Source organism: Longimicrobiaceae bacterium (genome assembly GCA_036375715.1).
Classification (GTDB): Bacteria; Gemmatimonadota; Gemmatimonadetes; order Longimicrobiales; family Longimicrobiaceae; genus DASVBS01.
On sequence record DASVBS010000008.1, the window covers coordinates 15134 to 27558 of the forward strand.

The 12425-nt window shown below is 66.8% G+C and carries 9 protein-coding genes; 1 reads left to right on the forward strand and 8 read right to left on the reverse strand.

Features of this window, described 5'->3' with window-relative positions; translation table 11 throughout:
• Nucleotides 1–2: 2 nt before the first annotated feature.
• The 3 genes from VF167_01775 to VF167_01785 form a co-directional block, all read right to left on the reverse strand.
• Complete coding sequence (locus tag VF167_01775) at nt 3–1406, reverse strand: hypothetical protein (protein HEX6924131.1); 1404 nt, start codon at nt 1404–1406, stop codon at nt 3–5.
• Between the two features lie 224 nt (nt 1407–1630).
• Nucleotides 1631–4351, reverse strand: coding sequence for a c-type cytochrome (locus VF167_01780; protein HEX6924132.1), 2721 nt, complete (start codon nt 4349–4351; stop codon nt 1631–1633).
• Nucleotides 4352–4378: 27 nt separating this feature from the next.
• A complete protein-coding gene (locus tag VF167_01785) occupies nt 4379–5257 on the reverse strand; it encodes a ThuA domain-containing protein (GenBank protein ID HEX6924133.1) in 879 nt (292 codons plus the stop codon).
• A 364-nt stretch (nt 5258–5621) separates the two neighbouring features.
• Between VF167_01785 and cax the strand changes: the two genes are divergently transcribed.
• Nucleotides 5622–6752, forward strand: a complete 1131-nt coding sequence (gene cax, locus VF167_01790; protein ID HEX6924134.1) for a calcium/proton exchanger — start codon at nt 5622–5624, stop codon at nt 6750–6752.
• Nucleotides 6753–6866: 114 nt separating this feature from the next.
• Here cax and VF167_01795 read toward each other — a convergent pair whose 3' ends face one another.
• From VF167_01795 to VF167_01815, 5 genes are all read right to left on the reverse strand, one after another.
• Nucleotides 6867–8078, reverse strand: coding sequence for a 50S ribosomal protein L11 methyltransferase (locus tag VF167_01795; GenBank protein HEX6924135.1), 1212 nt, complete (start codon nt 8076–8078; stop codon nt 6867–6869).
• Nucleotides 8079–8194: 116 nt separating this feature from the next.
• Nucleotides 8195–8497: a PqqD family protein gene (locus VF167_01800; GenBank protein ID HEX6924136.1), complete on the reverse strand. Its 303-nt coding sequence runs from the start codon at nt 8495–8497 to the stop codon at nt 8195–8197.
• Nucleotides 8498–8537: 40 nt separating this feature from the next.
• Entirely contained in the window at nt 8538–9002 is a 465-nt protein-coding gene (locus tag VF167_01805) for a lasso peptide biosynthesis B2 protein (GenBank protein HEX6924137.1), read from the reverse strand.
• 501 nt (nt 9003–9503) lie between these two features.
• Nucleotides 9504–11339 (reverse strand): ABC transporter ATP-binding protein, encoded by a 1836-nt coding sequence (locus VF167_01810; GenBank protein ID HEX6924138.1) that lies wholly within the window; start codon nt 11337–11339, stop codon nt 9504–9506.
• Nucleotides 11336–12425: asparagine synthase-related protein (locus VF167_01815; protein HEX6924139.1), on the reverse strand; the 1090-nt coding region annotated here is incomplete at its 5' end. The genes VF167_01810 and VF167_01815, both read right to left, overlap by 4 nt.

The window sequence follows — 12425 nt, forward strand, 5'->3', positions numbered from 1 at the left end:
GCCTACAAATCCGTCAATGACGCGCCGGCGAGCGGAGCGGGCTCCCGCTCGCGCTCGGCCTGCAGCCGGCGGTAACGGGCTCCCAGCCAGAGCGCGAGCAGCAGCCAGATGGCGGAGAACGGCACCATCAGGAAGGAGAGACCGGCGATCCCCATCCCCAGCCACGAGATGAGCGTGTAAGACCAGGCACCGACCTGGTCCCCCACGCGGTAGACAAAGGTGTCGTTGAAATTCTTCGCTTTGTACTTATCCGTCCGCGGTAGGACTGTGTAAAGAACCTCGCGCGCCGGCCGCTGGATGGCGTAGTTGCCAGCCCGTCGCAGCACCTGCAGGATCACCAGGACCGCTAACACCGGCGCCACACCGAGCACCCCGAAACCGATCACGCTGACCAGCGGAAGGAAGGCCAGGCTCAACCCGATTCCCAGCCAGCGTAGCATCCGACCGGTGATGAAGACCTGCGTGACCAGGGTGAGAACGTTCACCAGCAGGTCGATGTTGGCGAAGAAGCGGGTACGCCGCGCCGAATCGTTCCCGAAATAGAGGTCAGTCAGCGCCGCCTGCTGGAAGTAGAGAAAGGTGCTCGAGATGGTGAAGAAGAGCATCAGTCCCGCGATGCCCAGCAGATACGGCGACCTGAGCACGTTGCGGATGCCCTCCAGGGTCCCTCCCCCGATCACCTCCGACCCGCGACCCTCCGGGGCCCGCAGCTCCACCGGCGGCGCCACGACTGGCGACGACGCGGTCGCGTTAGGGTCCTCCTCGGGCTCTTCCTCTACCACTGTGGCCAACCGAGCCTCCTGACGATCCAACCCCTGCGCGGAGCGCGCCGCGATCTCGAGGAAGAAGGCGGACACCAGCAACAGATTGATGGGCCCCAGCGGGACGGCGAGTGCCGCTGTGATCGACGAGCCCAGCATTGCCCCGAGGGTTCCCCCCACCGCAATCACCCCGAAGAGCCGCTTGCTCTGCGCCGGCCGGTAGAGGTCGGTCATGAAGGACCAGAAGACCGACACGACGAAGAGGTTGAAGACACTGACCCAGATGAAGAAAACGCGGCCGATCCACACCGTCTGCCCCGCCTCGCTGAAGCGGAACAGCAGGAAGAAGATGATCAGGTTGAGGATGAAGAACCGGTAGGTCAGCGGCACGAACCGGTTGCGCGGAAGCCGCGCCACCAGGCTCGTGTACAGCGGGTGCAGCAGCAGCATCCCGACGAGCGTCCCGGTGAAGAGCCAGGCGAGGTTTTCGACCCCGCCCTGCACCCCCATCTCGTCGCGGATCGGGCGCAGGATGTAGTACGCCGTGAGGATCAGGAAGAAGTAGGCGCACGACCAGGTGAGCGCGGCGCCCTCCCCCCGGCGAAAGTCGACCGCTCGCGAGACCAGCCCGCCAACCGCGCTCATCGCCTCCCCTCCCCATGCTTGCCCGCCCGCGGCCGGTCACCGACGACCGCCGCGGGCACTCCTGTCTGCTGTCGAGCACCGGGTGCGGAAAGCAAGATTCGCAGTCGCAACATGATCGCTGGTGCGCGCGCGGAAACGCCGCGGCACCCCTGCCGCGGCGGAGACGGGAACTTCGGTCCTATACAGACCTCATACCCGAGGCGTTGGAAGCGCGAGGCGATCGCTCATTGGCCGGGGCGCTCGAAGAGCCTCAGCCCCATCATCGTCCAGGCGGCCTCGCCGTCACCGGCCTCTCCCGTCCGGACGATCCGGAGGAAGCGCGCTTCCTGTGCCGGAAATGCAATCCGCGTTCGGACCGAGCGGGCTTCGCCCTCCGCGACCGGCGTCCACGCACGCCCGTCCAGCGAGAGCTCCACGCGGTATTTTGCTGGTCCAGTGGGGACGAAGACGGCCCGCTGAGGGGCTTCCCCCGCTTGCGGCGCGGGCGGCTCGCGCCGGATCCGCTGCATCGGCGACTCGAACTGCAACTCCGTGAGCCTGCGGGGTTCGGGAAGCTCCACCTGGAACCACATGCCCGGCGCCTGCCGCGCCCCCGTACTCCAGCCGGCGAAGTTGAACGCACCGCGGGCCCGTTCGGTCCCGTGGCTGGCGGAGAGTTTCCAGCTGTCGTCCAGCTCGAGCTCTGTCGGGATCGAGGCCACGAGCTCATCGTAGCTCCAGGGCTCCGTCCGCTGACTCGACGCACGCACGCGGGCCACCTCCTCGGGCGTCACGGGCGAGGCCTCGTTGCCGAGCCCGCGGCGCACGTACGAGGCCACCGCAGCGATCCAGTCGTCGTCGTTCTCCCCCATCGCCAGCATGATCCCACCGGCGTACGTGTTTCCCCCCACCGGCCCGGTCAACCCGTGTAGCAGCGTCTTGATCACGTACTCCGGATGGCCCTGTACGCGGGGGGAGCCGGCCAGCGCGGGCGCGATGGTGCGCCCACCTCCGGCGGGCGTTCCCCGACCGCTCTCTCCGTGGCACTCCGCACACAGCTCGCCGAAGATCTGAGCGCCGCGAGTCAGCAGCGCGCGCTCCTCCTCGGTGAAGCCGGAGCCCGAGAACGGCCCACCCGCCGCCACCTCGGCCAGGCGCTCGAGGAGCTGGGTCCCCACGAGCTGCACCCCCCGCGCGCTGCTGGCCGCCATCGCCGTGCGAAGTGTCTGTTCCGTATCCGGAACACGCAGCAACCCCATGGTGAGCATGGCCTGAACGGCCACGTCCGGCACGGGATCCGTGCTCAGCCGCCGGTAGTCTGCCGCAAAGGAGGCGTCTCCCTGCTTGTAGAGAGTCTCGCTCGCACGAATGGCCTGGATCCGCACCCCCGGATCCTCGTCGGCCATCAGCTCGCGCGTGAGCTCCGCGTCGAGGGCACCCAGCCCCTCGAGGGTCCAGAGCGCGTGGTAGCGCCCGTAGCGTGACTTCGACTTCTGCGCCATGCGCCGCAGCTCCAGCACCACCGATCTATCCTGGCTCAGCACCAGGAGCTGCTGCGCCATGTCACGCCACCACCCGTTGCGGTCCTCCAGGTGCCGGACCAATTCAGCGGGCGTTTCCTCGAGCATGCGCGGACGCCGGCGATCGCGCTCCATCCCCTCGTACGTGAGCCGCCAGATCCGACCCCGGCTGGTCACCGAGTCCATCCCGTACTGCTCGATCTTGTTTCGCAGGTGCGATCCCGGCGGGGTCCAGTTCCCTTCCTGAATGATCCCCCGGTACATGTCGACGATGTACAGAGTGCCGTCGGGGGCGGTGGCGATGTCTACCGGGCGGAAGAGCGGGTCGGTCGAGCGGATGAATTCGGAGCGCTCGGCTTGATAGACGTTGTGCAGCTGGGTGATCCCCTCCGTCACCACGGGGTGCACGCGTCGGACGATCCTGGCCACCGGCTCACCGTAGAAGTAGTCGCCGATCAGCTCTTCGGGCAGGCGATCGCCTCGGAACACGTCGTTGCCTGCCGAGCCGGTCACACGGTTGAGCGTGCCGTCCGGCCGCGAGGCGTCAGGACCGGGCTGGAAATCCCCCACGCCGGCCAGCCCAAAGGGCTCCTCGAAGCCCGGCGCGAGCTGGTCGGGCACCTGGAAGCGCCCGTACACCACAGGGAATTGGAACTGCGAGGGAAGACCGCTGGCGCCTCCCTGAAACCAGATTTTCCCCTCGTTGTCCTGGGTGACCCCCCACTGCGCCCCGTTCGGACCCGTCGGCTCGCGGATCACTCCGTCCGGCGTCCAGCGGATGCGGAAGGCGTTGTAGGTGCTGTACATCCAGTTGTCCATCCCCCAGGTGAGGAAGGCCTGCTGGTGCTCGACGTTCCCCGCCCGCCCGAAATCGCGCGTAAAGAGCTCTCGCTTGTCCGCACGGCCATCGCCGTCCGTATCGGTGAAGCGGTAGACCTCGTCCTCGTTCGACTCCATCGTCAGGATACTGTTGGCGCCGAACGGGAGGACGAAGCGCGGAAAGACCAGGCTGTCCACGAACACGGTGTGGCGGTCGTAGACGCCGTCGCCGTCCGTGTCCTCGTGCAGAGAGATGCGGTTTGCCGGGTCCAGCTCCCCGGTGGCATCGGCATCCTGCATGTAGGTCCGCAGCTCCAGCACGAACATGCGCCCGTTGCCGTCGAAGGCGATGGCTGCGGGCTCGCGGATGACCGGCTCCGTGAGCACCGGCTCGAGCCGGTAGCCGGGCTGCAGCACGAAGCGCTGCAGCTCCTCCTCGACCGAAGCCGGCAGGATCGGCTCGACTACGGAGATGGTGTCGGTGATCGGCGCGATCGGCCGTCCACCGTTTACGGGCGGGGGCTCGAGGCGAGCCGCCGTCCGAGGGGTGGGGGGAGCACCGGGAGAGCAGGTGGTGGCCGTGAGAACGCCAAACAGCGCGAGCAGAGAGGCGCGGATCGGTCGCATCGGTGGGATCGCGTTCGGAACGGGGTTCTAGCGTGGTTGGAAGTCCGCCTCGAGCCGGCCTGCGGCGATGCGGATCCCCTGCAGGATGTGCTGCTGATAGCCGGGGTTTTGCCACACCTCGCCGAAGTGTCCGAGAACGGTCACGAAGACCCTTCCCTCTCCGTGTCGACGGATCCACGAGATCGGATGATCGGCGGAGGTGTCGGCCGAACCGGTGCTGGGCATGTCGAGCGACATCAGCACGTGGGAGGTCTCCCTCGGATTGCCGTCGAGCACGTAGATCTCGTCGTGGATGCGAAAGCTCGGCGCCAGATGGGCGACCGCGGGGTTGCTCGGATCCTCCACGTTGATCTGAACCTCCTGGGTCCAGGGGTGCTCGCGGAAGAGTCCTCCGCCCACCATCTCGCGATACTCATCCCAGCCGTAGAGCGCATCCACGCCCGAGTGAGCGCACACGAGTCCCTTGCCGGAACGGACGAATTCGCTGATCGCCTGCTGCTGCTCGGCGGTGATCGGCTTTTCGACAGGGCGGCGGCCGGCGCGCGTAGCGGCCACAGACTGCGGATCGTCGGGGTTTGCCGGCGCGATGCGGAGGGTGGCGTTGTTCAGGAAGAGGACGTCGTAATTCTGGAGATTCTGCGCGTTGATGTCGGCCGGATCTTCGGTGACATCGAACTGGAAGTCCGCGCCGTTGACGCCGTTGAGGAAGGCCTTCGAGGCCTCGATTCCCTCGGTATGCCTGAACCCGTGCGTAGCCGTCACGACCAGGACCCGGATGGGCTCTTCCTGCCCCTCCGCGGTCGAGGCGCGCGAAGCCGAAGTGCCACCGTTGGCAGCCTCTTCCCAGACGAATCCTGCCAGGATGCCGAGTACCGCCAGGCCGAGACCGACTTTCGGGAGGTTCATGTTCGTGTCAGGTCCGGAGGTGGGACGATGGAGTCGCCGGGGCGGGCCGACCTGGGGCCGAGCAGCGTAACTCCGCCCGGACACCGAAGTGCTGGGTGCACTGGCGGAGGCCCCCGGCGCACGCGAGAATCGCCGGATCGACGGCTCCGGCGGCGTGGTCGCTCAAGGTAACGAGTGCAGTCGGGATTGACCAGCAGGCAGGCGCGTCGGTATCTACGCGGCACATTCCATGAGGCAAGCCGGCTCCGGTCCTGACGCGCGGGCCGCGCCGGGGAGACGTGCGACAGCGTCCGAAGCCTCGTTCAGCCGGTGGCCACCCCGTTCAGATCAACCCGAATCTCGCCGCCCCAATCCGCCGATGAGGATGAAGCGCCTATTCGCGTTCGAGAACCTGCTCAACTGGCTGCTGATCTTCGCTCCGGTGGCTCTGGTGCTGGAGCACGTGGTGCACGCAGGGGCGGTAGCGGTCTTTGCCACGTCGGCGCTGGCGATCATTCCGCTCGCCGGTCTGATGGGGCGCGCCACCGAACAACTCGCAGAGAGGCTGGGCGAAGGGGTGGGAGGGCTGCTGAACGCGACTTTCGGCAATGCGGCGGAGCTGATCATCGCTGGCATCGCCCTCCACGCCGGTCTCTACGACCTGGTGAAGGCGTCGATCACCGGCTCGATCATCGGCAACGTCCTGCTCGTCTTCGGCTTGAGCGCGCTGATCGGGGGTGCCCGGTTCCCGTCGCAGACCTTCAACCGCACTGCGGCAAGCCTGGGCGGAACCCTGCTCGTCCTGAGCGCGATCGGGCTGGTGGTGCCGGCGATCTTCCACTACGCGGGCGCGACGTCGACTCCCGTGGCCGCATCGGGGGGTCAGGAGGCGATCGCGATCGTCCCGCACGAGCAGGAGCTGAGCCTGGAGATTGCCATCGTGCTGATGGCGACCTACATCCTTAGCCTGCTCTTCACCCTACGCACGCATCGGCACCTCTATACCGGCGACGCGGGTCACCACGGCATGGAAGAGGCCGGGCTGGAAAGCTCGGTCGGGAGAGCCATCGGGCTGCTGCTGGTCGCGACCGCCGGCGTGGCGCTGATGGCGGAGTTGCTTGTTGCCGCCGCGGAAGTGACGGCCGAATCGTTCGGATGGAGCGAGATCTTCGTCGGGGTGATCCTGGTGGCGATCATCGGCAACGCCGCGGAGCACAGTACCGCGGTGTTGATGGCGGCGAAGAACCGCATGGACGCCGCGGTGAACATCGCGGTCGGCTCGTCCATCCAGATTGCGCTCTTCGTGGCGCCGTTACTCGTCTTCCTCAGCTACTTAATTGGCCCGCGGCCGATGGACCTGCTCTTCACTCCCTTCGAGGTCCTGTCGGTGGTTCTCTCGGCCGGCATCATGGCCTTCATCGCGCACGACGGCGAGTCGCACTGGATGGAAGGGGTGCAGCTACTCGCCGTCTATGTGATTCTCGGGATCGCCTTCTTCTTCCTGCCAGTGCACTGAGTCCGCCAATGCGAGGATGAGGGCTCCTGATGGTCCGCAGGGGCGTGCTCGGCCTGCGCCCGCGGACGGGCGTACCCGCGCGTGTTCGTTGGCGAGCGGTCCGGATCACCGACCTCAGAAGAGCACCCTCACGCTGGTATCGCCACGGGCGCCTTCCCGAGCGTAGGTGATGGAGAACCGGTCTCCGGGGGTAACTGCGTGCGGGGTCGGCAGGCACTCCACCATGAGCCGCCAGCTGCAACTCTCGTCGGCCTGCGCAGGATGGGTCGACATCCAGACGTCGGGGCCGAGCTCGAGGTCGAAGTAGATGATCACGCCGTTGAACACGCCGGTGCGCGTGACGACACCTGTCGCGGTGTGGGAAAAGACCGGGTTGCGAATGCCTCGAAGGTCCAGGTCCGCCAGCTCCACGGGCTCAGCCACGACCGGCCAGCTCCGGGCTCGGTGCGGCTTCACGAAGAATACGGTGGAACTGTCCCGCGCCGATTGCACGAGCGGCTGGAAAGAGATGTTATAGCTCGCCTTCCACGCCTCGGCGGCTTCCTGTGTGAATGTCCGGCGGGCAAGCTCCTCGGGTGGGATCGTGACGGCCAGCCCCATGACTCGCACCCGCGACGGGATGAGGCGGGCGTCGGGCACCAGATGGCGAGCGATGGCATCACGGGTCACCTCGATCACGTGCTCGCCGAGGGGCTCGTTTCCGATGATCTCGCTGACCAGGACGTCGGCCCGCTCGGGAAGGTCGACCTGCGTCGACCATCCCGGGACCAGCGTGATGCGGTCCCCCAGGCCGTTGGCTTCGAACACCTCTTTCGCCAGGCGCCCGATACCGCTCGCCTCGATGGCATAGACGTGCCGGGCGCCCGCCATAGCCGCCGCAATTGCCAGCACGCCCGTCCCTGTGCCGATGTCCACAACGACGTCGCTTGGCCTCACCACCCGGCGCAATCCCTCGAAGTAACGCTGAACGCGCAGGCTGTCGTTCAGCATCTTCACGTGAATCGGAGCAGTGTCGAACGTGCCCGATCCGCGCTTGATCGTTCCGCGACTCTCTCCCTCCGCGACCAGCACACCATGCTGACGCATCCGTACGATGGTGGTGATCACGTCCGCGAGGTCGAGTTTGCCAGCCACGATGGGACTGAGCGTGGCGATCGCTTCCCGCATCGTGGTGGGGCGGTAGAACGCATCCAGCACGGCTAGACCGCGTACGCCGCAGGGGATGACATCGCCATCGCGGACGACGCTGACCTGGTTGTCCGAGCCGAGCTCGAGCGTCAGATCAGGCGCCCTCGACAGGCGAAGGTCGGGATCGATGAGCTCCATGACGATCTTCAGGGAAGGAGGCGGGCACCGATGGAAAGGGCTCCGTAGCACCGACGGAGCCCCCGCGGGATACCGCAGATGGTGGGATCCAGCGTGGCCCTGCAACCGAGTCGACGTTACTGGTCGACGAACTGGATCAGCTTCCGTTCCAGAAAGCCGCGAAGCAGGTCGTCCAGGTCTGCCTCGCACCGTTCGCGATCGACGTCGAACTCCTCCACGAGGCGGTCAGCGATCTCGCGCGGAGTCCGGGGTTGGTCGAGCATGTTCCAGACGCGGCTCCCGACCTCGTCCAGCCCATAGTAGCGACCGGTCTCCACCTGCAGAATCACGGTCTCTCCATGGACTTCCGCGGAGACCTGCCGCGGCACCGTCTGGATTCGATCGTCCGCGCCCAATGCTCTCACGCCTTCAGCGGGCATGCCTGAGCCTCCTTCCGAACGTTCATTTGGCACCGTTACCTCACCCGCGTGCGAGCCCGTCGGATGCGGTGAGCGCCGGTAGGGCCACGTACGACGAGGGCGAATCGGCTCCTCCGACGACGATCCTTCCGTGCAGCTCCACCCAGGCGTGCGCCTCCAGGCGATCCTCGCTGCCCCGGCGGATACCGATACGCAGCGTGGCCGGCTCCCCGTTTCTCCGGAGGAGGAGGTGGGCGGCCACGGCGCTCGTCAGACAGGGATTTCGAGGAAAGAGACCGCGAGCAACGCGCTCGATCGCTGCCACTGAGGCTTCGACTCGCTCCGGCGGATGGGGTTTCCGCACGCGAAACCCCATCCATCGATTGAGGAGACCCACGGCCAGCGCGAACGGAAGCACTCGCAGCGTTGCCCGCACGACGAGCACTTGGGCCATCGCCTGCAACACGAGTCGCTTCTCACGACCCGGCAGCGAGCGGAATCGGCGGATCGCGCGCCGTACCCTCATGCTCCGCCTCCAGACACCGCTCTTACGGCACGGCACCGCCTTGCAGGCCGCCCGGCATGCCCGATCCGCCTGTCACGGACGGATCGGGGACTGACCCAGCGTCTCACCGACCGCGGGAGGCAGCAGACCCAGCTTTGGCGTCTGCCCCGGGATGCGTCCGGCCCGTGGCGGTGAGATCCGTAACGGCTCCCCAGTCTTCGATCTCCGGCTTGCTGTAAGGTTTCTTCTCCTTCTCCACGTAGACCTCCGTGAGCAGGGGGTGATGACCCGCCCACCGGGGGATCCGGCGGCGGAGAGCGTGTAGCTAACCCTGCTCTGGCAGCGGGTATGCCTAAAAATCGCGCGGTCTTCGCCCGAGCGTTTTAGGGCCAGGGATGCCTACGAGGCCGCTCTCCAGCGGATTCTGAGATGTCTCCACAGCGACGGCAGATCGAGCTGTGGGCCGGTTGACGCAAGAACGATCAAACAGGTTGTTGCTCCTCCGCAGCCGACCTGATGCGCTCAGCTCGCGCTGGTCACCGCCGCCCCGAGAAGGCCCTGCGCCCGGCAGAGCTCCCGGAAACGGCCATCCTCCCGGTCCAGCAACTCCCTCCACGTTCCCTTCTCGACCGCGCGGCCATCCTCCAGCACGTAGATCTGGTCGGCGTCGCGAACACTGGTGAGACGGTGCGAGATCAGGACAATGGTGATCTGCCCACGCAACCGGGCGAGTGCCGCCCGAATCACCTCCTCGTTGGGGGCGTCCAGCGCGCTGGTCGCCTCGTCCAGCACGAGGACTCGGGGTTCGCGCAGCAGCGCCCGGGCGAGTGCCAGCCGCTGGCGCTCGCCGCCCGACAGGAGCACGCCGCGATCGCCCACCACTGTGTCCAACCCCCGTGGCGCCCGCCCGACGAACTCGGCCGCAGCAGCGGCGCGGAGCGCATCCCACAGCATCGCTTCGGTTGCGTCGGGGCGCGCCCAGAGGAGGTTCGCCCGGATGGTATCGTGAAAGAGGAAGGCATCCTGCGGAACGTAGCCGATCTGGCTCCGCCAGGCGCGAAGGCGATCGGGGCCGAGCACTTCGTCATCCACCAGGATGGTTCCGCGTGTCGGAACGAGAAGGCCGATCATGAGGTCGGCAAAAGTGCTCTTCCCCGCGCCAGATGGACCTACCACCGCGGTGAGTTGTCGCGCCGGCACCCAGATGTCCAGTTCCTGAATCGGCTCGAGGGTCCTCGTACCGTCGTAGCTGAAGCCCACCTTCAGGAACCGAATCCCTTTCTCCAGCGGCGGAATGGACACGGCGCTTCCTTTCGGCTCCCCCTCTGCCTCGCAGCTTCCGATGAGGTCCATTGCGCGGATGAAGCCCGGCAGCACGTTGAGGAAGCTCTGGTAGCTCGACTGGACGGTCGCGAAGCGTGGAACGATCCGCGAGAAGAGGAAGAGGACCACCAGCAGCGTTGCCCCGGAGACACCTAGGACTTCGATGGCTACATAGACCAGGAGCGCAAGCGTGGCGGACGAGCCGACCGAGAACAGGGCACCGTAGATCTGATGATTCCGCACGGTGACGTTGACCGCTCCGGAGATGTCCCCGAGCACGCGGGCGAAGTGGTCGATGTTCCCGTCCTCGGCACCGTAAGCCTTGGCCAGCTTGAGCGAGGCAAGATGCTCGTCCAACGTGGCGAACATCACATTGTGGGTGGCGCTCACGGCATCTCCCGACGCCCGAGCACGCGCGTTCCAGCGGCGTAGCAGCAGGACCAGCACAACCCCGCACGTTCCGGCGACAACGGTGACTACGGGGGAGATCGCCAGGGAAAGGACGAGAAAGACCGCCGCGACTGCGGCCTGGGTCGACAACCGCATCAGGTTGTGAATGCCGGCGCCGGCGCGAGCCATTTCCTCGACCATCGCGTGGGTCACATCCGCGGCGCGGCGACGGCTGAAAAGCCTCCACTCGCTGCGTGCCACCGCGGCGTAGAGGCGCTGCCTGAGGTAGCGGATGAACCGTTCAGTCAGGCGCGTTCCCGCCATGCCCTCGGCATAGCGCAGCAGGGCACGGCCCGCCATCAACAGCACGAATACGATGAGGATGGCGGGGAGAGTCGTCTCCACGCCCAAGAACGCCAGACTGTCCGAGACCCCGGACCCGATGCTCCCCAGCGCCCCCTCTCCCAGCTCTACCCCGGCCAGAGAGAGCAGCGGGACGAGCAGCACCACGCCTACGCCCTCGGTGAGGCTTCCCGCGACCGTGAGCAACAGCATCGCCACCAGCTCGCGGGGCGCAGCAGTGTGGACCGCGCCGACGAAGCGGAGAATCTGACCGCGAACCGATGCCGTTCCTCCGCGGCTCACGTCGCACCTCCTCCCGTAGCTAGCAGGGTCGGGGCATAAGAAGGCCAGAAGGCGCGCAGCCAGAGCTCGAGCGAGAGGGTGTACCAGAGGTAACCATCGTCCCGACCTCCCGCGACGATTGCTCGATAGTGATCGCGGAGGGTGCGGTCGTCGACCCACCCCCTTCTGGCAAGCTCGCTGTCGCTCAGCAGCTCCTCGATGGTCTCGCGAGCACGTTCTCGAATCCCCCGGTCGTAGAGCGGAAGGGGCACGGTCTTGCGCATCGCGAGGCGAGCGGCGTCCGGGATCATCCCCACCACCACTCGACGGGTGAGGCGCTTGTCCTCGAAGCCGGTGTTGAGAACACGCTGGGGAATGGCGACGGCGAATTCCGCGATCCTGCGATCGCTCCAGGGGTCGGCAAAGGTCTGGTGGAAGCGGGCGTGCAGGCGGCCTGAGTCCACCACGGAACGCAGGTGGAGCTCGGTGAAGATCGACTGATAGCGCTCGGCGGCAGCCCGACTCGGCCAACGGCGTAGGTCGTGATCGTCCATCGATGCTTCGCCGGGGAGAAGGCGGGCGAGCTGCGGTGAGATCCAGCGCGGGGTGGCCGGGGCAGCGGCCATCGATGCGGCGCGCCTGCGGCGTCTGCGGGCGCGGATGGGCGCCGGTGTCCATCGAGCCAGAACGGGCGAGACCAGCTCTCGGCGAGCCATGCGCGTCAAGGAAGTCCCGCGCCACTCGGCCAGCGCGTGGAGCTCTCTCAGCAGCGCGATCCAGCGACCATGCCAGAGCAACCACGGCAGGTCGAAGATCCCCATACCGGATACCAGGTCGCCCCGGTCGCCAGAGAGGATGAGGCCGGTTTCATGAGCGCTCGCCATGGCGCAGGCGCGTTCCAGCAGCGCGTAGTGGCCGAACATCGGCGGGGCGTCCACGTCCAGGGTTGCACGCGGCTGCGTGGAGAGCGGCCAGGCGTCGTCGGCGGGGATGTCGGTGACCGGGAAGCCGTAGTGGTCGGCGATCTGGCGGCTCACCGCCCGCTCATCGCACTCCCGCAGCTCCTCGAAGGCCCAGCTGTAGACCCGGAACTCCGGCACACTCACC

What these genes read in the sequence shown, in the direction of transcription:
- VF167_01775 (HEX6924131.1), bottom strand. Translation starts at nt 1,406, where the DNA reads ATGAGCGCGGTTGGCGGGCTGGTCTCGCGAGCGGTCGACTTTCGCCGG.
- VF167_01780 (HEX6924132.1), bottom strand. Translation starts at nt 4,351, where the DNA reads ATGCGACCGATCCGCGCCTCTCTGCTCGCGCTGTTTGGCGTTCTCACG.
- VF167_01785 (HEX6924133.1), bottom strand. Translation starts at nt 5,257, where the DNA reads ATGAACCTCCCGAAAGTCGGTCTCGGCCTGGCGGTACTCGGCATCCTG.
- cax (HEX6924134.1), top strand. Translation starts at nt 5,622, where the DNA reads ATGAAGCGCCTATTCGCGTTCGAGAACCTGCTCAACTGGCTGCTGATC.
- VF167_01795 (HEX6924135.1), bottom strand. Translation starts at nt 8,078, where the DNA reads ATGGAGCTCATCGATCCCGACCTTCGCCTGTCGAGGGCGCCTGATCTG.
- VF167_01800 (HEX6924136.1), bottom strand. Translation starts at nt 8,497, where the DNA reads ATGCCCGCTGAAGGCGTGAGAGCATTGGGCGCGGACGATCGAATCCAG.
- VF167_01805 (HEX6924137.1), bottom strand. Translation starts at nt 9,002, where the DNA reads ATGAGGGTACGGCGCGCGATCCGCCGATTCCGCTCGCTGCCGGGTCGT.